At 72.0% G+C, this 24237-nt stretch carries 25 protein-coding genes and 1 riboswitch; of the genes, 13 read left to right on the forward strand and 12 right to left on the reverse strand.

Annotated elements, in window-relative coordinates; all coding sequences use genetic code 11:
- Position 1 precedes the first annotated feature (1 nt).
- The 3 genes from ACFYYF_RS23980 (at position 2) to ACFYYF_RS23990 (ending at position 2969) form a co-directional block, all read left to right on the forward strand.
- Entirely contained in the window at positions 2 to 703 is a 702-nt protein-coding gene (locus ACFYYF_RS23980) for a response regulator transcription factor (RefSeq protein WP_361686079.1), read from the forward strand.
- 140 nt (positions 704 to 843) lie between these two features.
- The gene (locus ACFYYF_RS23985) at positions 844 to 1872 is read left to right on the forward strand and encodes a 6-phosphofructokinase (protein ID WP_361686081.1); all 1029 of its coding nucleotides are present in this window, start codon (positions 844 to 846) and stop codon (positions 1870 to 1872) included.
- A gap of 101 nt (positions 1873 to 1973) precedes the next feature.
- Positions 1974 to 2969 (forward strand): 2-hydroxyacid dehydrogenase, encoded by a 996-nt coding sequence (locus ACFYYF_RS23990; protein WP_388778929.1) that lies wholly within the window; start codon positions 1974 to 1976, stop codon positions 2967 to 2969.
- Here ACFYYF_RS23990 and ACFYYF_RS23995 read toward each other — a convergent pair.
- Positions 2921 to 4876 (reverse strand): anthranilate synthase family protein, encoded by a 1956-nt coding sequence (locus tag ACFYYF_RS23995; protein ID WP_388778932.1) that lies wholly within the window; start codon positions 4874 to 4876, stop codon positions 2921 to 2923. The genes ACFYYF_RS23990 and ACFYYF_RS23995 overlap by 49 nt on opposite strands.
- A 110-nt stretch (positions 4877 to 4986) precedes the next feature.
- Positions 4987 to 5043, reverse strand: a complete 57-nt coding sequence (locus tag ACFYYF_RS24000) for a trp operon leader peptide (RefSeq protein WP_351867684.1) — start codon at positions 5041 to 5043, stop codon at positions 4987 to 4989.
- A gap of 125 nt (positions 5044 to 5168) precedes the next feature.
- Between ACFYYF_RS24000 and ACFYYF_RS24005 the strand changes: the two genes are divergently transcribed.
- The 3 genes from ACFYYF_RS24005 (at position 5169) to ACFYYF_RS24015 (ending at position 8325) form a co-directional block, all read left to right on the forward strand.
- The gene (locus ACFYYF_RS24005; protein WP_388778934.1) at positions 5169 to 6386 is read left to right on the forward strand and encodes a glycoside hydrolase domain-containing protein; all 1218 of its coding nucleotides are present in this window, start codon (positions 5169 to 5171) and stop codon (positions 6384 to 6386) included.
- A 138-nt stretch (positions 6387 to 6524) separates the two neighbouring features.
- The gene (locus tag ACFYYF_RS24010; protein ID WP_365491993.1) at positions 6525 to 7877 is read left to right on the forward strand and encodes a class II 3-deoxy-7-phosphoheptulonate synthase; all 1353 of its coding nucleotides are present in this window, start codon (positions 6525 to 6527) and stop codon (positions 7875 to 7877) included.
- Between the two features lie 160 nt (positions 7878 to 8037).
- A complete protein-coding gene (locus ACFYYF_RS24015) occupies positions 8038 to 8325 on the forward strand; it encodes a bacterioferritin-associated ferredoxin (RefSeq protein WP_388778937.1) in 288 nt (95 codons plus the stop codon).
- A gap of 57 nt (positions 8326 to 8382) precedes the next feature.
- Here ACFYYF_RS24015 and bfr read toward each other — a convergent pair whose 3' ends face one another.
- The gene (gene bfr / locus ACFYYF_RS24020; protein WP_361686093.1) at positions 8383 to 8862 is read right to left on the reverse strand and encodes a bacterioferritin; all 480 of its coding nucleotides are present in this window, start codon (positions 8860 to 8862) and stop codon (positions 8383 to 8385) included.
- A gap of 155 nt (positions 8863 to 9017) precedes the next feature.
- Between bfr and ACFYYF_RS24025 the strand changes: the two genes are divergently transcribed.
- On the forward strand, positions 9018 to 9650 hold the full coding sequence (locus tag ACFYYF_RS24025) for a sulfite oxidase-like oxidoreductase (RefSeq protein WP_388778940.1): 633 nt from the start codon (positions 9018 to 9020) through the stop codon (positions 9648 to 9650).
- Between the two features lie 63 nt (positions 9651 to 9713).
- Here the strand turns inward: ACFYYF_RS24025 and ACFYYF_RS24030 are convergent, their stop codons facing one another.
- From ACFYYF_RS24030 to thiO, 6 genes are all read right to left on the reverse strand, one after another.
- On the reverse strand, positions 9714 to 10220 hold the full coding sequence (locus tag ACFYYF_RS24030) for a DUF4396 domain-containing protein (RefSeq protein WP_388778942.1): 507 nt from the start codon (positions 10218 to 10220) through the stop codon (positions 9714 to 9716).
- 81 nt (positions 10221 to 10301) lie between these two features.
- Entirely contained in the window at positions 10302 to 11171 is an 870-nt protein-coding gene (locus tag ACFYYF_RS24035; RefSeq protein ID WP_388778944.1) for a deoxyribonuclease IV, read from the reverse strand.
- A gap of 117 nt (positions 11172 to 11288) precedes the next feature.
- Positions 11289 to 13226 (reverse strand): Stk1 family PASTA domain-containing Ser/Thr kinase, encoded by a 1938-nt coding sequence (pknB, locus tag ACFYYF_RS24040; protein ID WP_388778947.1) that lies wholly within the window; start codon positions 13224 to 13226, stop codon positions 11289 to 11291.
- Positions 13227 to 13459: 233 nt separating this feature from the next.
- On the reverse strand, positions 13460 to 14254 hold the full coding sequence (locus ACFYYF_RS24045; protein WP_388778949.1) for a thiazole synthase: 795 nt from the start codon (positions 14252 to 14254) through the stop codon (positions 13460 to 13462).
- 4 nt (positions 14255 to 14258) lie between these two features.
- Positions 14259 to 14459: a sulfur carrier protein ThiS gene (thiS, locus tag ACFYYF_RS24050; RefSeq protein WP_361686105.1), complete on the reverse strand. Its 201-nt coding sequence runs from the start codon at positions 14457 to 14459 to the stop codon at positions 14259 to 14261.
- Entirely contained in the window at positions 14456 to 15622 is a 1167-nt protein-coding gene (gene thiO / locus ACFYYF_RS24055; protein WP_388778952.1) for a glycine oxidase ThiO, read from the reverse strand. Before thiO ends, thiS begins: the two co-directional genes overlap by 4 nt.
- Positions 15620 to 15732, reverse strand: a riboswitch (TPP riboswitch). (Overlaps the previous gene by 3 nt.)
- Positions 15733 to 15784: 52 nt before the next feature.
- Here thiO and ACFYYF_RS24060 point away from each other — a divergent pair.
- From ACFYYF_RS24060 to ACFYYF_RS24085, 6 genes are all read left to right on the forward strand, one after another.
- On the forward strand, positions 15785 to 16162 hold the full coding sequence (locus ACFYYF_RS24060; RefSeq protein ID WP_388778954.1) for a hypothetical protein: 378 nt from the start codon (positions 15785 to 15787) through the stop codon (positions 16160 to 16162).
- A 32-nt stretch (positions 16163 to 16194) separates the two neighbouring features.
- Complete coding sequence (locus ACFYYF_RS24065) at positions 16195 to 17433, forward strand: NAD(P)/FAD-dependent oxidoreductase (protein WP_388778957.1); 1239 nt, start codon at positions 16195 to 16197, stop codon at positions 17431 to 17433.
- Positions 17434 to 17498: 65 nt separating this feature from the next.
- Positions 17499 to 17870, forward strand: a complete 372-nt coding sequence (locus ACFYYF_RS24070) for an Rv2175c family DNA-binding protein (RefSeq protein ID WP_361686113.1) — start codon at positions 17499 to 17501, stop codon at positions 17868 to 17870.
- Between the two features lie 89 nt (positions 17871 to 17959).
- Positions 17960 to 18619, forward strand: a complete 660-nt coding sequence (thiE, locus tag ACFYYF_RS24075) for a thiamine phosphate synthase (RefSeq protein ID WP_388778959.1) — start codon at positions 17960 to 17962, stop codon at positions 18617 to 18619.
- 273 nt (positions 18620 to 18892) lie between these two features.
- Positions 18893 to 19816, forward strand: a complete 924-nt coding sequence (gene metF / locus ACFYYF_RS24080; RefSeq protein WP_361686117.1) for a methylenetetrahydrofolate reductase [NAD(P)H] — start codon at positions 18893 to 18895, stop codon at positions 19814 to 19816.
- A 56-nt stretch (positions 19817 to 19872) separates the two neighbouring features.
- A complete protein-coding gene (locus ACFYYF_RS24085; protein WP_388778962.1) occupies positions 19873 to 20880 on the forward strand; it encodes a hypothetical protein in 1008 nt (335 codons plus the stop codon).
- A gap of 52 nt (positions 20881 to 20932) precedes the next feature.
- On the opposite strand, the gene ACFYYF_RS24090 is transcribed toward ACFYYF_RS24085, so the two are convergent.
- The 3 genes from ACFYYF_RS24090 to ACFYYF_RS24100 form a co-directional block, all read right to left on the reverse strand.
- Positions 20933 to 22480, reverse strand: a complete 1548-nt coding sequence (locus ACFYYF_RS24090) for a phytoene desaturase family protein (protein ID WP_388778964.1) — start codon at positions 22478 to 22480, stop codon at positions 20933 to 20935.
- Between the two features lie 35 nt (positions 22481 to 22515).
- A complete protein-coding gene (locus ACFYYF_RS24095) occupies positions 22516 to 23154 on the reverse strand; it encodes a DUF4126 domain-containing protein (RefSeq protein ID WP_388778966.1) in 639 nt (212 codons plus the stop codon).
- A gap of 450 nt (positions 23155 to 23604) precedes the next feature.
- The gene (locus ACFYYF_RS24100) at positions 23605 to 24234 is read right to left on the reverse strand and encodes a TetR/AcrR family transcriptional regulator (protein WP_361686125.1); all 630 of its coding nucleotides are present in this window, start codon (positions 24232 to 24234) and stop codon (positions 23605 to 23607) included.
- Between the last annotated feature and the right edge of the window lie 3 nt (positions 24235 to 24237).

The following is a 24237-nucleotide window of genomic DNA, read 5'->3' on the forward strand; positions in this document are numbered from 1 at the left end:
GATGACGGGCGGGACCGCGGACCAGCCGCGGACGGGGGAGAACCCCATCAAGGTCATGGTCGTGGACGACCACCCCATGTGGCGCGACGCCGTGGCCCGTGACCTGGAGGCCGCCGGGTTCGACGTGGTCGCGACCGCGGGCGACGGCGAACAGGCCGTGCGCCGCGCGCTGGCGGCCGCACCCGACGTCCTCGTCCTCGATCTGAACCTGCCCGCCAAGCCCGGTGTCCAGGTCTGCAAGGAACTGGTCGGCGCCGACCAGTCGCTGCGCGTCCTGGTCCTGTCGGCCAGCGGCGAGCACGCCGACGTGCTGGAGGCGGTGAAGTCCGGCGCGACCGGCTACCTCCTGAAGTCGGCGTCCGCGGAGGAGCTGACCGACGCGGTGCGCCGCACGGCCGCGGGCGACCCCGTGTTCACCCCGGGCCTCGCGGGTCTGGTCCTCGGCGAGTACCGCCGGCTGGCCTCGGAACCCGCCCCGGCCACGGGCACCGACGAACCGAGGGCCCCGCAGCTCACCGACCGGGAGACCGAGGTGCTGCGCCTGGTCGCCAAGGGCCTGAGCTACAAGCAGATCGCCGAGCGCCTGGTCATCTCCCACCGCACCGTCCAGAACCACGTCCAGAACACCCTGGGCAAGCTCCAGCTCCACAACCGGGTCGAGCTGGTCCGCTACGCCATAGAGCGCGGACTGGACGGGGCCTGACCGCCCGCGGTGCCGTCTTCCGGGTGATTATCGGTCAACCACCCGACAATTCACCGGAACAGCCCGTCCGCACCATGCCGAAGTGACGTGGGTCACTATTAGCGTGAGTCCGACAGCCAAACGTGGCGAAGGGACTTTCCATGCGGGTCGGAGTACTGACCGGAGGCGGCGACTGCCCCGGGCTCAACGCCGTCATCCGGGGCATTGTCCGCAAGGGCGTGCAGGAGTACGGCTATGACTTCGTCGGCTACCGGGACGGCTGGCGGGGGCCGCTCGAAGGCGACACCGTACGGCTCGACATCCCCGCCGTGCGCGGGATCCTCCCGCGGGGCGGCACCATCCTCGGCTCCTCGCGCACCAACCCCCTCAAGCACGAGAACGGCATCCGCAGAATCAAGGAGAACCTCGTCAAGCAGGAGGTCGAGGCGCTCATCGCGATCGGCGGCGAGGACACCCTGGGCGTCGCCGCGCGCCTCGGCGACGAGTACGGCATCAACGTCGTCGGCGTACCGAAGACCATCGACAACGACCTCTCCGCCACCGACTACACCTTCGGCTTCGACACGGCGGTCAACATCGCGACCGAGGCCCTCGACCGGCTGCACACCACCGCCGAATCGCACATGCGCGTCCTCGTCTGCGAGGTGATGGGCCGCCACGCGGGCTGGATCGCCCTCCACTCGGGGCTGGCCGGCGGCGCGAACGTCATCCTCATCCCCGAGCAGCGCTTCGACGTGGACCAGGTCTGCGCCTGGGTGACCTCGCGCTTCAAGGCCTCGTACGCGCCGATCGTCGTCGTCGCCGAGGGCGCCATGCCCAAGGACGGCGACATGGTGCTCAAGGACGGCAGCCTGGACTCCTTCGGGCACGTCCGGCTCTCCGGAGTCGGCGAGTGGCTGGCCAAGGAGATCGAGCGGCGCACCGGCAAGGAGGCCCGCACCACGGTTCTCGGGCACGTCCAGCGCGGCGGGACGCCCAGCGCCTTCGACCGCTGGCTCGCCACCCGCTTCGGGCTGCACGCCATCGAGGCCGTCCGCGACGGCGACTTCGGCAAGATGGTGGCGCTGCGCGGCACCGACATCGTCCGCGTCCCGATCGCGGAGGCCACCGCCAGGCTGAAGACGGTCGACCCCGCCCTGTACACGGAGGCCGGGGTGTTCTTCGGCTGACGGCGGCGCCGCCCGGCCGTGCCCGAGCGGCACCGGGGGTGCGGGCCGTATATTCGCCGTATTCGGCATGTTCGGCCCGTACCCCAGCACGGGAGAGACCGGTGGAGATTCTGGCGTTCGGCGTCCAGTCCGACGAGAAGCCCCTGATCGAGAAGTCCTTCGATCCACGCCACGAGGTCCGCTGCCTCGACGTCTTCCTCAGCGAGGACACCGCCCCCATCGCCGCCGGCTACGAGGCGATCTCCACCAGCGTCAACTGCGCCCTGGGACACCGCGTCCTGCAGACCCTGGCGGCGGGCGGCACCCAGCTCGTCGCCCAGCGCTCCACCGGGTTCAACAACATCGACCTCGAAGTCGCCGAGCGCCTCGGCATGACGGTCGCCCGGGTCTCGTCCTACTCGCCCTACTCGGTCGCAGAGTTCGCCTGGACCCTCGGCATGGCCGTCAACCGCCGTATCGTCCGCGCCTCCAACCGCACCCGTGACTTCGACTTCCGCCTCGAAGGACTGATGGGCCGTGACATGCACGGCCGCACCGTGGGCGTCCTCGGCACCGGGAAGATCGGCGAGGCCTTCACCCGGATCGCCCACGGCTTCGGCATGAACCTGCTGGGCTGGGACATCGCGGAGAACCCGGAGTGCCTCGGACTCGGCATGCGGTACGTCTCCAAGGAGCACCTGCTCGCCGAGTCCGACCTCATCACCCTGCACGTCCCGCTGATGCCGCAGACGCAGCACCTCATCGACGCCGAGGCCCTGCGCCTGATGAAGGACGACGCGATCCTGGTGAACTCCAGCCGCGGCGGCCTGATCGACAGCAAGGCCCTCGTCGCCGAGCTGCGCGAGAGTCGCTTCACGGGCGTCGGCCTCGACGTGTACGAGGCGGAGGCCGGACTGTTCTTCCTCGACAAGTCCCTGGAGACCGTCGAGGACGACACCCTGGCCCGCCTGGTCACCTTCCCGAACGTCCTGGTCACCTCGCACCAGGCGTACTACACCCGGGACGCCGTCGGCCAGATCGTCGACGCCACCGCCGCGAACGTCTTCGACTACCTGGAGGGCCGCCGCTCGGAGAACGTGCTCGTGCCCCGGAGCTGACCCGTCAGCTCCCGCACCACGGCCGCGCCGTCGAGCGTCAGCACCGACTCCGGATGGAACTGCACGCCCGCGAAGCCGGGACCGCGCAGCGCGTGCACCTCGCCGTTCGCGGCCCGGCTGACCTCGACGCCGTGCGCGGACAGCTCCGCCAGCGCCTCGTCGTCGCACGTCGCGACGAAGCTGTTGTAGAACCCGACGGTCTCGGGCCGCCCGAAGAGGTCGATACGGGTCTGCGCGCCCTGGTACGGCACGTCCTTGCGGACGATCTCCAGCCCCAGCTCGGCCGCGATCAGCTCGTGCCCGAGGCAGACACCGAGCACGCCGTGCCGGTGCTCACGCAGCACCTCGGCGGTCAGCCCGCGCAGGAAACGCATCTTGGGGTCCGCGGTGTCGGAGGGATCGCCGGGCCCGGGGCCGAGGACGACGGGACCCTCGTGCGCGCGAACCGCCTCGCGCAGACCCGGTTCGTCGTAGTGGCGTACCGTCACCTCCAGCCCGGACGACCTGAGGACGTGCGCGAGCATCGCGGTGAAGGTGTCCTCGGCGTCCACGACCAGCGCGTGCCCGGTCAGTTCCCGGGAACGCTCCTGCATCCGCAGCCAGAACGGCGCCAGCGAGGCCCGCCGTCCGTCCAGCGACGCCCGCACCCGGGGATCGTCGCCGAGCCGGGGCCGGGCGCCGGCCGGGCGCGGCCGGCCGGGCCGCACCCCCAGCGCCGCCAGCACACCCGCCGCCTTCGCGTGCGTCTCGGCGACCTCGCCCGCCGGGTCCGATCCCCGCACGAGGGTGGCGCCCACCGGCACCCGCAGCCGGCCGTCCGCGTCGATGTCGGCGGTGCGGATGAGGATCGGGGAGTCGAGGGTCTGTGCCCCGGGCCCGCCACCCGGACCGTCCTCGCGCTGCCGCCCGACCAGCGCCAGCGCGCCCGCGTAGTAGCCGCGCCCGCCCACCTCGTGACGCTCGATGACCCGGCAGGCGTTCTGCACGGGCGAGCCGGTGACGGTCGCCGCGAACATGGTCTCCCGCAGCACCTCCCGCACGTCCAGCGAGGAGCGGCCCCGCAACTCGTACTCGGTGTGCGCGAGATGGGCCATCTCCTTGAGCCGCGGCCCGATCACCACCCCGCCCATGTCACCGACCGTGCACATCATCTTGAGCTCCTCGTCGACGACCATCGACAGCTCCTCGATCTCCTTGCCGTCGGCGAGGAACGCCAGCAGGTCCTCGGGCGTCGGGCCCCCGGCCGGGTAGCGGTACGTCCCGCTGATCGGGTTCATCACGACCGTCCCGGCCGACATCCGCACATGCACCTCAGGGCTCGCCCCGACCAGCGTCCGCCCACCCGTCTCCCGCCCCCGCCCTTCCGAGGAAGGCCCTTCGGGCCCTTGCTCATTCCCGGTATGCACGACGAACGTCCAGTACGCGCCCCGCTCGCCGGTCAGCAGCCGGCGGAACAGCGCCAGGGCGTCGGCCCGTCCGAACCCCGGGATCCGGCCCTCGTACGTCCGCCGGATCACGAAGTTGGCACCCTCCCCGCGCCCGATCTCCTCGCGCAGCACCCGCTCGACGATCCCGGAGTACTCCTCGTCACCGACGTCGAAGCCACCGCCCTCGACCCGTACGTCGTGGTCCGGGAGCTGGGCCAGCGCCCGTTCGAGCGGGATCTCGCGGCGCTCCTCGGGGACGAGCACCGAGAGCGGGGTGCCGTCGTCACGTACGTCGAAACCGCGCTCCCGGATCTGCCGGAACGGGATCAGCGCGAGAGCCTCGTCGGGGATGTCGGCGAGGCGCTCCACCTCGCGCACCGGCCCTTGCAGCAGTTCGACCACGTCGTGGTCACGGCCCGGGGTACGGCGGCGCAGCAGGGCGAAGGGACGGGGGTCGTCCAGCAGGTCGAGCAGATTCATCGGGTGCGGTCCTTCTCTCGGATCGTGCATCTCGGAGAGGAACGACCCGGGTCCGCAAACACCGAAGGCCGCCCCTCGGGCGGCCTTCGCGAAGTCGTGTCTACGCGCAGTCAGCGGGCCGCCGGATGAGCGGTCCACCACCAGTTCTGGTTCGAATGCGCGAACATGCGCCGCACCTTACCCGACGGTGAGGGGCGGGCAACAGCGTGAAACGGCCCCGCGGGGCGTTCCTACCGTCCGGTCACCGGCCATGGATGGCCAGACAGCCCGAACGCACCGAGAAACGAGAACCATGCACGCACGCCGTACGTCCCAGCCCCGCCGGACCGGAGCCCGCGCCCTGACCGTGCTCCTCGCGGCGGCCGCCCTGGCCGCCGGACCGCTCGTCCCCGCGAGTTCCGCCCCGCGCCCGAGCGACGCCGAGGACCTGACCCACATCTCCTACCGCGGCTACGTCTTCACGGTCCCCGACTCCTGGCGGATCGTGGACCTGAAGAGGCATCCCGACACCTGTGTCCGCTTCGACCGGCACGCCGTCTACCTGGGCACCCCGGGCACCGACCAGAACTGCCCGGCCCGGGCCAGCGGCCGTACCGAGGCGCTGCTGGTCCAGCCCGCCGCCGTGGCCCCCAAGGCCGTCACCGAGAACCCCACCGCCCGCACCTACCGGGCCACCGCCGACCGCATCGCCGTCACCGCGGCCTACGGATACGACCGCGCGCGCATCCAGGACGTCCTCAGCAGCGCCGGACTGCCCGTCGCCGCGGCGCGGCGCGAGGGGCCGGCGCAGCAGCGCGCGGTGGCCGCGCTGCCGAAGAACGCGACCTCCTTCCGCGGCGAGGGCTTCGACGCCTGCACCGCCCCGAGCCAGTCGGCCATGGACGCCTGGCGCGACGACTCCCCGTACGGCGCCATCGGTGTCTACATCGGCGGCATCAACCGTGCCTGCGCCCAGCAGCACCTGACCGCGTCCTGGGTGCGCACGCAGTACACGCGCGGCTGGAGGTTCTTCCCGCTGTACGTCGGCCGGCAGCCCTCCTCCGACGGCGGGAGCTGCGGGGGCGGCTGCGCGGCGATCACCAGCCCGGTGTCGCAGGGCACCGCGGGCGCCGACGACGCCGTCCGGCAGGCGGCCGCGCTGGGCTTCGGCAAGGGCTCGGTGCTCTACCTCGACCTGGAGCACTACGAGCCCGGAGGCAAGGTCACCGACTCGGTGCTCTCCTACCTGCAGGCCTACACGGTGCGGCTGCACGCGCTCGGCTACCGCTCCGGCGCGTACGGCAACACCTCGTCCCTGATGTCCGACCTGATCGCCAACAAGAGCCGGGTCACCCTGCCCGACGTGATCCACTTCGCCCGCTGGAACCGGGTGTCGAGCACGTCCGACTCCTCGATCCCCTCGACGCTGTGGTCCAAGCACCAGCGCGTCCACCAGTACGTGGGCGACACGACCGAGACGCACGGCGGTGTGCGGATCTCCATCGACCGCGACCGTCTCGACGTGGACTAGGGCCCGCCGTTCCCGTCCCCGGGCCGGCGCCGCGAAGGGCCGTGGCGCCGCCCGGGGGACTCACCGATCGAGCGCGGTTCGTCTCACTTGATGAGCATGTGGACAAGACGCCCGACACGACCCCGTAATGTTGTCCGGGTGACCGTGAACGCTAAGTCCAGCGCGAGCGCTGGCAACACCTGGCGAAACCTGCCCGCGGCGCAGCAGCCCGAGTACCCCGATGCCGAGGCTCTGCGCGATGTGATCGCGGACCTCGAGTCGTATCCGCCGCTCGTCTTCGCGGGCGAGTGCGACCAGCTGCGCGCCCGGATGGCGTCCGTCGCCAAGGGAGAGGCGTTCCTTCTCCAGGGCGGCGACTGCGCCGAGGCCTTCGACGCCGTGTCGGCCGACCACATCCGCAACAAGCTCAAGACGCTGCTCCAGATGGGCGCCGTCCTCACGTACGCCGCCTCGGTACCGGTGGTGAAGGTCGGCCGGATCGCCGGCCAGTACTCCAAGCCCCGCTCCAAGGGCACCGAGACCCGCGACGGCGTGACCCTGCCGACCTACCGGGGCGACTCGGTCAACGGCTTCGACTTCAACGAGAAGGCCCGGATTCCGGACCCCGAGCGCCTGAAGCGGATGTACAACGCGTCCGCCTCCACGCTCAACCTGGTCCGCGCCTTCACCACCGGCGGCTACGCCGACCTGCGCCAGGTGCACGCCTGGAACCAGGACTTCGTGAAGTCGTCCCCGTCCGGCCAGCGCTACGAGCAGCTCGCGCGTGAGATCGACAACGCGATGAACTTCATGCGGGCCTGCGGCACGGACCCGGAGGAGTTCAAGACCGTCGAGTTCTTCGCCTCCCACGAGGCGCTGCTCCTCGACTACGAGTCGGCGCTGACCCGCGTCGACTCGCGCACGGGCGATCTGTACGACGTCTCGGGCCACATGGTGTGGATCGGCGAGCGCACCCGTCAGCTCGACGGGGCGCACATCGAGTTCGCCTCGAAGATCCGCAACCCTGTCGGGATCAAGCTGGGCCCGACGACGACGGCCGAGGAGGCGCTGCAGTACATCGAGCGCCTGGACCCGGACCGCGAGCCGGGCCGGCTCACCTTCATCGTGCGCATGGGCGCGGACAAGGTCCGCGACAAGCTGCCCGAGCTGGTCGAGAAGGTCACCGCCTCGGGCGCGACCGTGGCCTGGGTGACCGACCCGATGCACGGCAACACCTTCGAGGCGGCCTCGGGCCACAAGACCCGCCGCTTCGACGACGTGCTCGACGAGGTGAAGGGCTTCTTCGAGGTCCACAAGGGTCTCGGCACCCACCCCGGCGGCATCCACGTCGAGCTCACCGGTGACGACGTCACCGAGTGCGTGGGCGGCGGCGACGAGATCTTCGTCGACGACCTGCACCAGCGCTACGAGACGGCCTGCGACCCCCGTCTGAACCGCAGCCAGTCCCTTGACCTGGCCTTCCTCGTCGCGGAGATGTACCGCGACCAGTAGGAGATCAACAGGCGTGACGCCTGTTACGGGTGCGTGAAGTGGGGCGCGGATCACATACGATCCGCGCCCCACCCCACTTTTGTGGTTCCTATGTGACGGGTAAGGTTAGGTTAGCCTCACCGATCATCGGGATGGCGCGACCCCACGATTCCGGCGGGAGGTGAACCGGGTGTACGTCTGCAGTTGCTTCGGGATCACCGAACAGCAGGTGAAGAAGCACGCGGAGGACGGCGCCTGTACTCCTCGGCAGATAGCGTCGGCCTCCAAGGCGGGCACGGACTGCGGTTCGTGCGTGCGCCGGATCCAGGCGCTGCTGGGCAGGGGCTCGTGTCCGCGCCGCGAGCTGGCCGACCGGGGCATGCCGGTGCTCTCCGAGGTGCTCGCGGAGGCCGAGGCCGATCGACGCGAGGCCCCCGAATACGAGGCCGCGGGCCGCGAGGCCGCCTGACCGGCTCCGGCCGCTCGACCCCTCGGCCGTCCGGCTGACTCGCCGGCCGTCCCGCTCCTAGCTCTCCGGCTGCTCGATGAGCTGCGCGATGTAGAGCGCCTCGCCGAGCTTCTCGACCAGTTCGAGCTGGGTGTCCAGGTAGTCGATGTGGTGTTCCTCGTCCTCGAGGATCGACTCGAAGATGTTCGCGGACGTGATGTCGCCCTTCGCGCGCATCACCTCGATCCCGCGCTTGAGGCGGTCGATCGCCTCGACCTCCACCTGCCGGTCGGCCTGGAACATCTCGGTGACGGTCTGCCCCACCCGGACGTGGAAGAGCCGCTGGTAGTTCGGCAGACCGTCCAGGAAGAGAATCCGGTCGGTGAGCACCTCCGCGTGCTTCATCTCGTCGAACGACTCGTGCCGGGTGTACTTCGCGAGCTTCGTCCAGCCGAAGTTCTCCTGCATCTTCGCGTGCAGGAAGTACTGGTTGATCGCGGTCAGCTCACCGGTCAGCTGTTCATTGAGGAATTCGATGACTTCGGGGTCGCCCTGCATCGCAGAGGCTCCTTCCAAGCGGGGTACTGGGCCGATTGCGCCGCATCTTCGCACCGGTGTCCCGGAGCGTCCAGTAAGTGCATGCTTACTCCGAGTTGCCCCGATCCGGCTCGCGCTGGTCATGGGCACTGTTCCCCGTCTGTCAGGATGGAGTCATGGGTCAGCCGGTGGAGCGCGAATCTGGAGAAACAGCACCGTCGGAGCTCCCGCCGGGACAGCGACTCCAGCGCGGCTGGCCGGTCACGCACTACGGCCCCGTCCCCAAGTTCCGCCCCGAGCGCTGGGAGTTCCGGGTCTTCGGCGCCACCGCCGACGGCGGGAAGCAGTGCTGGACCCACGACGAGTTCACCGCACTCCCGTACACCTCCGTCGTCGCCGATCTGCACTGCGTCACGAAGTTCAGCATGCTCGGGGCCGAATGGGGTGGCGTCCGCGCTTCCACGATCCTGGAGATAGCCCCGCCGGCGCCCGCCGTCACCCATGTGATGGTCTGGGCCGAGTACGGGTTCAGCTCGAACCTGCGGCTCGCGGACTTCGCCTCCGAACGCACCATCTTCGCCACCCACAAGGACGGCGAGCTGCTGACGGCGGAGCACGGCTTCCCGCTGCGCCTGGTCGTCCCGCATCTGTACGCGTGGAAGGGGCCCAAGTGGGTGCGCGGCGTCGAGTACATGACCGCCGACCGCCGGGGCTTCTGGGAGGAGCGCGGCTACCACAACGTGGGTGACCCCTGGCGCGAGCAGCGCTACTCCTACCAGGAGGAACCCGGGGACGGCCCCGAGCTCTGAGCCCGCGGCCCGAGTGCCGGTGCGCGTCCCCGGTGCCGGTTCCCCGGCCGGTGTCCCGGTGGGTCAGTGGTGGTACCGGTGCACCACCGCGTGCCCCTTGCCCCGGCCGATCGTCCACTTGTTGACCGGCGCCGTGACCACGAAGGCCACGGCGAGCGAGATCAGCAGCGACCCCCAGAACAGCAGGTCGTCGAGCTGCGCGTCCATCGCGTCCGGCCAGAGGGTGATGACCCCGTTGTCGATCAGCTCCATCACCGCGATGGACAGGGTGTCCGCGGCCAGTGCGACGCGGAAGGCGGTGCGGAATCCGACGCCCGCCCGCAGCACCCCGCGCAGGGTGAGGGCGTAACCGAAGAAGAAGGCCAGCGCGACCGCCAGGACCGTCGTCGGCAGGTTTCCCCACCCGAGCGCCGTGCCCACCACCATGCCGAGCACCTCGCCGATGGCGCAGCCGGTGAGGCAGTGCAGGGTGGCCGTCGCGGCCATGGACCAGGTGGCCGCGGCCGGCCCCCGGTGCTGGTCGTGCGTGTGCGTGTGTATGTCCGCGTGGGCGTGTGCCTCGTGTCGCATGCATTCCCCCAGGTTCGAGTACGGCTCCTTCGTACGGAAGGAACCGTATACCCCCCTGGGGTATTCCGCAGGATCGGAGGACTATCCGTCGCGGAGCTTCTTCAGCCGCTCCACGTCGGCCGCGTGGCCCTCCTTCCCGCCGGGCGTCTCGATGATCAGCGGTACGCCCTCCGTGGCGGGGTGGGTCATCAGGGCGCGGAACGGGTCCTCGCCTATGTGGCCGGAGCCGATGTTCTCGTGGCGGTCCTTGTGCGCGCCGACCACATCCTTGGAGTCGTTGGCGTGGATCAGCTTCAGCCGTCCCTCGCCGACGGTGTCGACCAGCAGATCGAGGGTCTGGTGCATGCCGCTCGGGCCGGTCAGATCGTGGCCCGCGGCGAAGATGTGGCAGGTGTCGAGGCAGACGCCGAGCTTGGGGTGCGCGTCCAGCGCCTCGAAGTAGGGTCCGAAGTCCCAGGTGCGGGAGCACAGGGAGGAGCCCTGGCCGGCCGTCGACTCCAGCAGCAGGAACGGGTCGTCGTCGTGGGTCAGTTCGTCCAGCAGCGGCAGCAGCCGGTCGCGCACCTGCCGCAGCGCGACGGACCGTTCCCGGCCGCCGGTGGCGCTCCCGGTGTGCACGACCACTCCCAGGGCGCCGATCTCCCGTCCGCGCCGCAGCGAGTGCCGCAGCGACTCCACCGACTTCTCGACCGTCGCCTCGGTGTGCGAACCGAAGTTGATCAGATACGGGGCATGGACGTACGCGGGGATCGATCCGGCGGCGCACGCGGCGCGGAAGTCCTCGTCCTGCCGGGGGTTCCCGGCGGGCGTCGCCCAGCCGCGCGGGTTGGCGACGAAGACCTGGACGGTCTCGGCCGCGAGGTCACGGGCGTAGGCCAGGCCGACGGAGTTGAGGCCGCCGGCCACGGGGACGTGGCCGCCGACGGGGTTGCGGAGCTGCTTGCTGGTCACACCCGTCAGGGTGTCACGCGCCGCCGGGCGCCCCACGGGCGGACCCGTGGGGCGCTCGGCGACGCGTCCGTGGAGCCTCCCGCGGACACGTCGTGAGGTGCCCCGCGGCGGATCCGCTCAGCGGATCTGGATCGTGATCGTCGAGCCCTTGGGTGCCGTGTCGCCGCCGTCCACCGACTGCTTCTTGACCGTGTCGCCGAAGAGCCCGAGGAGCCCGCGGTCCTCGTCGACCTCGAACCCGGCGTCCTTGAGCGCCTTCGTGGCGTCGTCCACGCTGTCGCCCACGACGTCCGGGACCTCGATCATCTCGGGGCCCTTGGAGAGGGTCAGGGTCACCGTGTCGCCCGTGGCGGCCTCACGGCCGGCGCGCGGCGACTGCTGGGCGACCTGGCCCTTGTCGAACTCCGAGTTGACCCGCTCCGGGGCGATCCTCACCTTCAGGCCCGCGCCCTCCAGCTCCGCGGTCGCGTCCTCGACCGAGGAGCCGGTCACGTCGGGCAGCTCCACCGGGCTGCCCTTGCTCACCACGATCGCGATCGCCGAACCCGAGTGCCGGGTGGTGCCCGCCGCCGGGTCCGTACCGATCACGAAGCCCTTGGTCACGTCCTGGCTGAACGCGCGCGTGACCATGCCCGCGACGAGCCCGTCGCCCTTGAGGACCTCCCTGGCCTTGAACAGGGCGAGGCCCTTGAGGTCGGGCACCTTCACCGTCTTGGGGCCGTCGGAGACGGTCAGCGTCACGGAGTCGTTGTCGCGGATGCGCTCGCCGACGTTCGGGTCGGTGCTGATGACCGTGCCCCGCTTCACGGTGTCGCTGTAGGCGTGCTTGACCTGCTTGACGTCGAGTCCGGCGCCCCGCAGCTGGGTTCTGGCCTGCGCCTCCGTCTTCGCCAGGACCGGCGGGACCTTGGTGAACTGACCCGAGTTGATGTACCAGACACCGGCGCCGAGGCCGAGCACGGCCACGATCGCGGCGACGACCAGCAGCATCCCGCGCCGCGGCGGCCGCGTGGCCGCCGCCCGCTGCTGGACCGGCGCGGTGGTGAAGGGGCTGCTCTGCTCGAACCGGCTGGTCCGGTCGAGGGAGTCGTCCTCGTTCACGGGCAGCAGACGGGGGACGGACAGCGAGCGCGGGATCACGCTCGTACGGTCGTCGGCGTTGTCGTGGCCCACGGACAGGGCGCCCGGCGGGATCGCGTCCAGCTGGTCGGCGGTGAGGCCGGCCCGCGCCTCGAGGACCTGGCCGAGCAGGGACACCGCGTCGGCCGGGCGGACCTCGGGGTTGCGGGCCGTGGCAGCGGTCACCAGCTCGTCCAGCGGGTACGCGAGGCCCGGCACGACGGCCGACGGAGGCGGCACGTCCTCGTGCAGGTGCTGGTAGAGCACCTGGGCGGGGGAGTCCGCGGTGTGCGGCTTGGCGCCGGTGAGCATTTCGTAGAGGACGACACCGCAGGCGTAGACGTCGACCCGGGTGTCGGAGGTGCCGTGCTCGATCTGCTCGGGGGCGAGGTACGACACGGTGCCGAGGACGGCGCCCGTCGTGCTGGTCACCGTGTCCACGGCGCGGACGAGCCCGAAGTCCGCCACCTTGACCCGGCCGTCGTCCCCTATCAGGACGTTCTCCGGCTTCATGTCCCGGTGCACGAACCCCGCGCGGTGGGCGGCGCCGAGAGCGGCGAGGACCGGCTCCAGGATGTCGAGCGCGGCCCGCGGCTGCAGGGCGCCGCGCTCGCGCAGCACGTCGCGCAGGGTGCACCCGGCGATGTACTCCATGGCCAGGTAGACGTACGACCCGTCCGCCCCCTGGTCGAAGACCTGCACCACGTTCGGGTGCGCCAGCCGGGCCACCGACTTGGCCTCGCGGATGAACCGTTCGACGAACGAGGCGTCGGCGGCCAGCGTCGGGTGCATCACCTTGAGCGCGAGCACGCGGTCGAGGCGGGTGTCCAGGGCCCTGTAGACCGTGGCCATCCCGCCGACCGCGATTCGTGCCTCGACGCGATAGCGGCCGTCGAGCACGTGTCCGACAAGCGGGTCCTGAAGGGTCGTATCCACGCAGGTGAGTCTACGAGCCGCCACTGTCACGGGCCCCCGTTCGGCCGATACGGGGCCCCGACTGCAGCCGAGCTGTGACGCACACCGTCCGTACGAAGACCTGTTCGACGTACGGATGTCCGATCATGTCCCGTCCGTGACCGCAAGCACCCGGCGCGACAACGTGCACCGTCCGCCCGGCCGGAAACCGGCGGCGGGCGGACCCGGCGGACCGGCGGCGCGCCGGCCGGTGCTCAGAACGCGGGGCGCTCGGGGTCCAGCGCCGCCATGCCCTCCACCGGCGAGGACGCCGTCGCGAAGTGGCGCCGCGGGATGCGTCCCGCCCGCCGCGCCAGGCGCCCCGCCTCCACGGCGTGCCGCATGGCCTCCGCCATCAGCACCGGCTCCTGCGCCCGTGTCACCGCCGAGGCCAGCATCACCCCCGCGCACCCCAGCTCCATCGCGAGCGCGGCGTCCGACGCCGTGCCCGCTCCCGCGTCCAGGATCACCGGCACGCGCGCGTGCTCGACGATCAGCTCGAAGTTGTGCGGGTTGCGGATCCCGAGCCCGGACCCGATGGGCGAGCCGAGCGGCATGATCGCCGCGCAGCCGACGTCCTCCAGCTTCCGCGCCAGCACCGGGTCGTCGTTCGTGTACGGCAGCACGGTGAAGCCGTCGTCGACCAGCGTCTCCGCCGCGTCGAGCAGCTCGATCGGATCGGGCAGCAGGGTGCGCTCGTCGGCGATGACCTCCAGCTTCACCAGATCGGTGCCCAGCGCCTCGCGCGCCAGACGGGCCGTCAGCACCGCCTCGCCCGCGGTGTAGCAGCCGGCCGTGTTCGGCAGGACACGGATGTCCAGCCGGGCCAGCACCGACAGGACCGAGCCGTGCACGGACGCGTCCACGCGCCGCATCGCGACCGTCGTCAGTTGCGTGCCGGACGCCACCAGGGAGCGCTCCAGCACGTCGAGGCTGGGCGCGCCGCCCGTGCCCATGATGAGCCGGGACGCGTAGGCCGTACCGCCGAGGACGAAGGGGTCGTCTGCCATGGGTTCAGCCTCCTTGGACGGCGGTGAGGACCTCGACGCGGTCGCCCTCGGCGAGCGAGGTGGACGGCCACTGCGCTCGCGGGACGACGGTCTCGTTCAGGGCGGCGGCCACCCCGGACGACGAGGGGGTGAGGGTCGCGACGAGCGCGTCGAGAGCGGTTCCGGCGGCGATCCGGCGCCGCTCCCCGTTGACGACGATGTTCATACCGGCAGCTCCGTGCGGGCCGTGGCGCCGAAGCGCAGGGGAGTGAAGGGGCGGGCTTCGGCGGGGAGTTCGCCCGTGGTCAGGACGTGGGCCATCACGTCGCCGGTCACCGGCGTCAGGAGCACACCGTTGCGGTGGTGCCCGGTGGCCAGCAGCAGCCCGTCCAGCGCGCTCGGGCCGAGCAGCGGCGCGTTGTCGGGCGAGCCGGGGCGCAGCCCCGCGCGGGTCTCGGTGAGCGGCAGCTCGGTGATCCCGGGGACCAGCTCGTGGGCGTCGCGCAGCAGCTCGTACACGCCGCCCGCCGTCACGGTGGTGTCCCAGCCCAGCTCCTCGCTGGTCGCGCCCACCACCAGCTCGCCGTTCTCGCGCGGCACCAGGTAGACGTGGCTGCCGCGCACCACGGCCCGCACGGTGCGGTTCAGGAAGGGCGCGAAGTGCCGCGGCACGGTCAGCCGCAGCACCTGTCCCTTGACCGGGCGCACCGGCGGCACGGCGTCCTCGGGGACGCCCGCGAGACGCCCGCTGAAGCTGCCCCCCGCCAGCACCACCCGGTCCGCGGCGAGGGCGGTGCCGTCCGCGGTGACGACCCCGGCGGCCCGCTCCCGTACGACGCTCAGACGCTCCGCCCAGGTACGGTGCACGGTCACCCCGGCCCGCTCGCACGCGGTGACCAGGGCGGCGGCCAGGCGCCGCGGGTCGATCTGGTGGTCGCCGTCCACCCGCAGTCCGCCGCGCACGCCGGGCGCGAGCATCGGCTCGAGGCGGCGGCACTCACGGCCGCTCAGCCACTCCGACTCCAGCCCCGAGCGGACCTGGAGCGCGTGCAGTTCGCGCAGATGGGCGCGGTCGTCGGCGTCCAGCGCGACGGCCAGCGTGCCGCTCCTGCGGTAGCCGAGGTCCTGGCCGCTCGCCTCGGAGAGTTCGGCGGCGAAGTCCGGATAACGGCGGGCGGAGGCGAGGTTGAGGCCCAGCAGGGTCTCCTCGCCGAAGTGCAGCTCGGTGACGGCGGCCAGCATCCCGGCCGCGACCTGCGCGGCCCCGCCGCCGGGCCCGGGGTCCACGAGCGCGGTCGCGAGCCCGCGCTGCGCGGCCCGCCAGGCCGTCACCAGACCGATGATTCCGCCCCCGACGACGAGGACGTCCGACGAACGTGCAGACGGCATGGGCGTCCAGCCCCTCCCTTCGCCGGCATGACCCGGATCAGGTTCGTACGGTCGGAGGCCGCCCAGCCTCCCTCTCAGCCCGGTGCGTCCGGGCTCCCGCGAGTGCTTTACGTTGGCCACCCTAGCCCGCCCCCGTCCGTCTCAGTAAGGGAGCCTCCGCCCATGGCGCGACCGCTCGACGGCCTCGTGCTCGCCCCCGTCGCCGACCAGGCCCCGGGCCAGGTCGGCACCCGCACCCGGTTCACCTATCACGAGGAGGACGGCGTGGTCTGGGCCGACTACGCGGGCGGCGACGTCGTCCGCGGACACCTCGTGGGAACCCGCGAGGGCGACCGCCTCGACTTCCGGTACGTGCAGCTCAAGCGGGACGGGACCACCGCGTCGGGGCACTGCGTGTCCCTCGTCGTGGACCTGCCCGACGGCCGGGTGCGGCTGGAGGAGACCTGGACGTGGGAGTCGCAGCCGGGCACCGGGACGAGCGTCGTGGAGGAACCGGCCGACACCGGCTGTGTGCAACAGGTCACCGAGCACGTCCGCTGACTGACGGATTGTCAGGTGTCTATGGTGATCAGGTGAGCGATCAGACGCAGGCACAGTCCCAGCCGCAGAGGCCCGCGGCACGGCGGGTCGTCGTGGTGGGCGCGGGCATGGCCGGGGTGCAGACCGCGGTCGCCCTGCGCGAACAGGGCTTCACGGGCACCGTCACGCTGATCGGCGCGGAGCCGCATCAGCCCTACGACCGGCCGCCGCTGTCCAAGGCCGTCCTGCTCGGCAAGGCCGAGGGCTCCGCGTTCGACATCGACTTCGAGGCCCTGGACATCGATCTCCGGCTCGGCAGCGAGGCGCTCGGCGTGCGCGCCGGCGACCACGAGCTGGACACGGACGCGGGACCCGTCCCGTACGACGTCCTGGTCGTCGCCACCGGCGCCGAACCGATCCGGCTCCCCGGCGCCGAAGGCGTGCCCGGCGTGCATCTGCTGCGCACCCTGGACGACGCCGACCGGCTGCGGCCCGTCCTCGCCCGCCAGCACGACATCGTGGTGGTCGGAGCGGGCTGGATCGGAGCGGAGTTCGCGACGGCCGCGCGCGAGGCGGGCTGCGCGGTCACCGTCGTCGAAGCCGCCGACCGGCCGCTCGCCGGGGCGCTGCCGCCCGAGGTGGCCGCCCCGATGGCCGCCTGGTACGCGGACAGCGGGGCCACGCTGCGCACCGGCGCGCGCGTGGAGCGTGTCGAGCCCGGCGCGGTGGTCCTGGACGACGGCTCCCGGGTCCCGGCCGGCGCCGTCGTGGTCGGGGTCGGCGCGCGGCCGGCCACCGCCTGGATCGCCGACTCCGGCATCGCACTCGGCGCCCACCGTGAGATCGTCGCCGACGACCATCTGCGCACCTCCCTGCCGGACGTGTACGCGGTCGGCGACTGCGCCTCCTTCCCCTCCGGCCGCTACGAGGAACGCCTCCTCGTCCACCACTGGGACAACGCCCTCCAGGGCCCGCGCACGGTCGCCCTGAACATCGTCGGCCAGACGCCCGCCGCCTACGACCCCGTGCCGTACTTCTGGTCCGAGCAGTTCGGCCGTTTCGTGCAGTACGTCGGCCACCACACGCCCGTCGACACCCTGGTGTGGCGCGGCGACCCCTCGGGCGCCTCCTGGTCGGTGTGCTGGCTCCGCGAGACGCGGCTCGTCGCCCTCCTGGCGGTGGGCCGCCCGAGGGATCTCGCCCAGGGCCGCCGGCTGATCGAGGCGGGCGCCACGATGGATCCGGTGCTGCTCGCGGACCCGTCGAGGCCCCTGAAGGGCGCCACGGCCTGATTCCGTCACCCCGGGTCGGACGCCCTCGGCTTCCGGCTGTCGGTCCGGGATGGCAGGCTTGTCCCGTGACCGAGATTGACGCAAAGACCGATGCTCTCGTCCCCGCCTGGCTCACCCTCCCCGACATCGCCGAGCAGCTCGGCGTCGAGGTGACGCGCGTCCGGCAGCTGGTCAAGGAGGGCCAGCTCATCGCCGTACGCCGTGGTGAGAACCGCGCGCTGCACGTCCCCGCCGACTTCATCGACGTGGACGAACAGAAGGTCGTCAAGGGCCTGGTCGGCACCCTGACGCTCCTGAGGGACGACGGTTTCTCCGACGAAGAGGCCCTTGAATGGCTCTTCACCCCCGACCCGACCCTGCCCGGCACCCCCGCGCAGGCCCTGAGCGAGAATCGCGGCACGGAGGTGAAGCGCCGCGCCCAGGCGCTCGCCGTCTGACCTGAACGAGACCGTCCGGCACGGGGAGCACGGCGGCGGGACCCTCCCGGCCGCCGCGCTCCCCGCGCACCGACAACGGGGGACCACGCATGCCCGAGAACGCCGCCACGACCGCCCGGGGCCGCCTCGCCGACGCCCGCGTCTACCTGTGCACCGACGCCCGCAGGCGCCAGGGCGACCTCGCCGGGTTCCTCGACGCGGTCCTGGCGGGCGGTGTCGACATCGTGCAGCTCCGCGACAAGGGCATGGAGGCGGCGGAGGAGCTGGAGCACCTGGAGGTGTTCGCGGACGCCTGCGCCCGGCACGGCAAGCTCCTCGCGGTCAACGACCGGGCGGACGTGGCCCACGCCGCCCGCGCCGGCGTCCTGCATCTGGGCCAGGGGGACCTGCCGGTTCCCGCGGCCCGCGCGATCCTCGGCGACGACGTGATCGTCGGCCGTTCCACGCACTCCGAGGCCGAGGCCCGGGCCGCCGCCGTCCAGGACGGCGTGGACTACTTCTGCACCGGCCCCTGCTGGCCCACCCCCACCAAGCCCGGCCGCCACGCGCCCGGACTCGGCCTGGTCCGCGCCACGGCGGCCCTCGGCACCGACCGTCCCTGGTTCGCGATCGGCGGCATCGACCTCGGCCGGCTGGACGAGGTGCTCGAAGCGGGCGCCCGCCGTGTCGTCGTCGTACGGGCGATCACCGAGGCGGACGACCCGGGCGCCGCGGCGGCCGAGTTCGCGAAGCGGCTCCGGGAGATCTGAGGGCCTGCCGCCGCGCGCGGAGGCCTTTTCGGCGGGGTCACTGTCCGACGATCGGGCGGGGCCGTCGTCCGACGATCGGGCGAAGGCGCCGTCCGGCGAACGGGCGGGGGTGCCGTCCGACGATCGGGCGAGGCCGCTGTCCGGCGATCGGGTGAGGCTCCTGTCCGAGAGTCCGGCGGGGACGCTGTCCGAGGGGTGGACAAGAAATCGACAGATCGGACAAAAGTCAGCGGTTCGGTTGGGCGACCGACGCCCTCTGGCTAACCTGCGGGTATGGCCCTCGGATCTGCTTCCACCAGGACTGATCGCGCACGCACGGTGCGCGACATGCTCGCGACCGGCAAACAGACCTTTTCCTTCGAGTTCTCGGCGCCGAAGACGCCCAAGGGCGAGCGGAACCTGTGGAACGCCCTGCGGCGCGTCGAGGCCGTGGCCCCCGACTTCGTCTCCGTGACCTACGGAGCCGGCGGCTCCACGCGGGCCGGCACGGTCAAGGAGACCGAGCAGATCGTCCTCGACACGACGCTCACCCCGGTCGCGCACCTCACCGCGGTCAATCACTCGATCGCGGAGCTGCGCAACATCATCGGGCAGTACGCGGACGCGGGCATCCGCAACATGCTCGCGGTGCGCGGCGACCCGCCCGGCGACCCCATGGGCGAGTGGGTCCCGCACCCCCAGGGTCTGACCTACGCGGCCGAACTGGTGCGCCTCATCAAGGAGTCCGGGGACTTCTGCGTCGGGGTCGCGGCCTTCCCGGAGATGCACCCCCGGTCCACGGAGTGGGACCTGGACGTCTCCCACTTCGTCGACAAGTGCCGCGCGGGCGCCGACTACGCGATCACGCAGATGTTCTTCCAGCCGGAGTCCTACCTCCGCCTGCGTGACCGCGTCGACGCGGCGGGCTGCGCGACGCCGGTCATCCCGGAAGTCATGCCCGTGACAAGTGTGAAGATGTTGGAACGGCTGCCCAAACTCTCCAATGCTTCGTTCCCGGACGTCCTGAAAGAGCGGATCCTCACAGTCAAAGACGATCCGGCGGCTGTACGCTCCATTGGGATCGAGTTCGCGACGGAGTTCTGTGCGAGGCTGCTGACCGAGGGTGTCCCCGGGCTGCACTTCATCACGCTCAACAACTCCACCGCGACGCTGGAAATCTACGAGAATCTGGGCCTGCATCACCCGCAGCAGGCCTAGACCGGTCGCACCCGCGTACGACACACTGCGTAGCGGCCACTGGGAGAGGGGCGTACATGGGCTTGACGGTCCTCTATCTGGCATTCGGCATCGTCGCGCTGTGGCTGCTCGGCGAGGTGCTGTTGCAGTACAAGGCGCGGCTGCGCTTCCGGCTGCTCGCCTTCGTCGGCTTCCTCGGTGTGGTCCTCGGCGTCCTGATGCACTCGGTCGTCGTCATCGGCCTGGGCGCGGCCGCCTTCACCGTCGGCCAGACCTACGTGACGCTGTCGTTCCGCCAGGGCTTCGCGCAGGGCTGGGCCATCAACGGCCCCGGTGTGGAGGGCAAGGCCGGCAAGCTCAGCAAGCGCCGCCGCGGCGAGCCTGAGGACGCGGACGAGGTGGAGGAGGACCCCGAGCTCGACGAGGTCGAGGTGGCCGCCTACCGGCGCGAGGACCAGTACGCCGACGAGGACGACGTCTTCACGCCCGCCCCGTCCGACCGGTTCGCGCCCCCGGAGCAGGCCGAGCCCACGGCCGCAGAGACGACCTCGGTGTACGAGCCGCAGCCGCTGCCCGAGGACACCGGCTCCTACGGGGTTTACGACTCGGGCGCGTACGCCGCCGCCACGGACCAGTCCTACGCCGGCGCGTCCCCGTCCCAGGACCAGCAGGCCTACGCGACCGGTCAGGACCAGCAGGCCTACGCGACGGGCCAGAACCAGCAGGCCTACGCGTACGACGGCTACACGGGCTACGACCAGCAGCAGTACGGCTACGGCCAGCAGCAGTACGCCGGCTACACGGACCCGTACACCGGCCAGCAGGCCTACCCGAACGGCACGTACGACCAGAGCGCCTACAACAACGGCGGCGACCAGGGGTACGCGCAGCAGCAGAACTACGGCCAGGACCAGTACGCCACCGGCACGTACGGCGGCGAGACCCCGGCCGGCGGCGTCTGGGTCCCGCAGCAGCGCACCGACGAGTACGGCGGCGAACTCCCGCCCGAGCAGCAGCAGTACCCCTACCAGGGCAACGGCAACGGCAACGGCAACACCGGGTACGACGAGCAGTACCGCTACTGACCCGCGGGACAGCGGCTGAGGGGCCTGTCCGCGCCGCTGCCCGCCGGGCCGTTCACTGCGAGCCCTGGAACTCCGGCCCTTCCACGATCAGTCCGGCCACCAGGGCCCCCGACATGCCGGCGTGCGGCAGACCGCCGCCGGGGTGCGCCCAGCCCCCGGCCGCGAAGAGGCCCCGGATCCGCGTCGTGTTCGACGGGTGCAGCAGCCGCCCTCCCGCCGCGGCGAGCGCCGGGGCGGGCACCGCGCCGCCCTCCGCACCGGTCGCCTCCGCGATGTCGGCCGGGGTACGGACCTCGTGCCACAGGAGCCGGTCGCGCAGACCCGGCAGGGCCCGCCCGGCGGCGTCCAGAACCCGCTCCACGTCCTCCTCCGAGACCCGGGCGCCGGGCGGGACCGTGACGGTCAGCGCGACCGCCTCGTGCTCCGCGTCCGGGACGAGCGCGGGGTCGTCGGGCCGCGCCACCACGACGGTCGGCGCCGCGGGCACTCCGGGGCGCTCCCCGAAGAGCCGTTCCAGCTCGCCCTCCCGGTCGGCCGAGTGGACCACCGTCCGGTGCGCCGTCCCGGCGGGCCGTCCGCCGCGCAGCGCGAGCAGCAGCGTCAGCCTGCTGGCCGTGCCCGGCCGCGGCGGTACTTCGGCAGCGCCCCGGAGCGCCGCCCCGGCCACGAGGCCGTCCAGTACGTCCGGCGCCACGCCCGCGACCACGAAGTCCGCCTGCTCGAAGAGGCCCCCCGGTCCGCCGGGCTCCGGGCCGCCCTCGGCGCCGGAAGCCGCCGAGCCGTCCCGGGCCAGTTCCACGCCGACGACCTGTCCGTCCTTCTCGACGATCCGTTCGACGGGGGTGCCGAAGCGGAACTCGACCCTGCGCTCCAGACACCGCTCGTACACCGCGCGCGCCAGTTCCCGGATGCCGCCGCGTACGTACCAGGTGCCGAAGGCGTGGTCGATGTACGGCAGCACGGCGGCGCTCGCCGGGGTCGCGCGCGGGTCGAGCCCGTACGCCAGGGCGTGGCTCTCCAGGAGGGCCGTCAGGCGTGGGTCGCGCAGCTCCCAGGCGGCGACCTCGGCGAGGGTTTCGGCCCTGCGGGTGCGCAGCAGCTTCTTGTGCGGCACCGAGGGGTACGGCTCGCGCTCGGCCAGCACGTCCCAGTTGGGCCACAGCGGCTCCTCCAGGAGCGGCCGGCGCGCGCGGTCCCACGCCTCCCGGGCCCGCACCAGGAACGCGCCCCACCGGGCGCCCGCGCCGTCGCCCAGCGCCTCGTCCAGTGCGGCGAGCACGCCCGCGCGTGAGGCGTTCGGCAGGGTCACCCGGGTGCCGTCGGCGAAGACGTGGCCGGCCGACGGGTCGACCTGCACCAGCTCGACGCACTCCTCCAGGGGCCGCTTCCCGGTCTTGACGAACAGGTCGCGGTAGACGGCCGGCACCGGGAGCAGCCCCGGGCCCGTGTCGAAGGCGAAGCCGTCCCGCTCGAAGCGGCGTACCGCACCGCCGTACGTCTCCGCCCGCTCGTACACCACCACCCGGTGGCCCGCGACGGCCAGCCGGGCGGCGGCCGCCATGGCGCCCATCCCGGCGCCGATCACCGCAATCCGTCCCATGGCGGCGACTTTATCCGCCCCCGCCGACAGTCCCGTCAGTCGCGGTCCGCCCACGGCATGCCGTCCGGCGGCCGCCCCACCACCGGCGTCGTCCGCCGCTCCTCCCGGCGCTGTGCCCGGCGCCGCAGGAACCGTCTGATGCGCGAGAGGAGGAAGCCGACCACCGTGAGCCCGGTGAACAGCAGGGCGCCGGCGACGGTCGCCGCCGCCCAGGGATGGAAGATCGCCAGCGTGATGATCCCCGCGACCCCGAGATCCTCGGCGATGCTCATCACGATGTTGCTGAAGGGCTCAGGCGAGGTGTTGACCGCCATCCGGGTCCCGGCCTTGACCGCGTGGCTCGCCAGCGCGGTCGAACCGCCGAGCACCGCCGCCGTCAGGTCCGAGACCGAGCCGCTCTGCCCGGCGAGCATGGCCCCGACCCAGGCGCCCGCCGCCGGCCGGATCACGGTGTGCACGGAGTCCCACACCGAGTCCACGTACGGGATCTTGTCGGCGACCGCCTCGCAGAGGAACAGGACACCGACTGTGACCAGGATCTCAGGGCGTTGCAGGGATTCCGGGACCTCGTCGCTCAGCCCGGTGGCGCCGAATATGCCGAGGAGCAGCACCACCGCGTACGCGTTGATGCCGCTGGCCCAGCCGCTGGTGAAGACCAGGGGGAGTACGGACACGGAGGGGATCGTAACCAGTGGGAGAGCGGCGCGTCCTGGGTCTGAGCACGTACGCCTGAGTATCCGTACCTACGGGGAGAGATGAGTAGGCGCACGGATGGGTCCGACCTGCGCGAACGGAAGAGTGGAGGCACGGAAAGGGGCGCGGCTCCGGTACCGCCGACACGGGGCGGCGGAACGGAACTCGCGCCCTTGGCCGCTCCTTCCGCCGACCTGCTCGGCGGGAGTGAGACACGGGGGGACCCGGGGGACGACCGAACGGGGGCCCGACGGGGGGCACGGGGGAGTACGACGAGGCGCCGGTACGGACGGCCCGCGGGGGACGCGGCCGACCGGACCGGCGCTCTCGTGTGCGGGCCGCCCCGCTGTGTGTGCCCGGTTGTGCGTGCCGCCCGTCCCTTCGGCATCGGGGCAGCGGCCGGGCCTCCGCTGCGGTCCCGCGGCTCCGGCTCAGCGGTGGCCGCTCACGCGCCCCTGCAGGAGCCGGGACAGGGCCGCGTGGACGTCGTCCAGGGAGCGCTCCGGCTGGAAGGCCTGCCAGTCCAGGGCGGCCACCAGAACCATCCCGACGAGCGCCGCCGCCGTCAGCGGGATGTCGATCTCGTCGCTGAGCTCCCCGCCCGCCACCCCGTCGCGCAGAACGCCCTCGACGACCGCCACCGCCTGCTGCCGCACGACCATCAGGGTGGACTGCCAGGCCCGGTTGGTGCGCCAGAGCTCCGCCACGTAGAGCTGGGTGAACGCCGGATAGCGGTTGATGAAGACGAGCCCGGCCCGGATCATCGCGTCCAGCGCGTCGACCTTGCTGCCGCCGTCCCGGTCGGTCTTCTCCGCCGCCTCCCGCAGCGAGGCGGTGAGCAGCCCGACGCCGTGGCGCAGCAGCTCTTCGAAGAGGACCGACTTGCTCGCGAAGTTGTAGTAGACCGTGCCCTTCGCGACCCCGGCCCGCTCGGCGATCTCGTCCACCGTCGTGGCGGAGAAGCCCTGTTCGGCGATCAGGGTGACGGCCGCCTCGTAGAGCTTCTGCCGGGTCGCCTCGCGGCGGCCGCCGCCGCCCGCCGTGGTGCTGCTGCTTTCCATGGC

This window comes from Streptomyces sp. NPDC001914 (genome assembly GCF_042891215.1).
Taxonomy (GTDB): Bacteria; Actinomycetota; Actinomycetes; order Streptomycetales; family Streptomycetaceae; genus Streptomyces.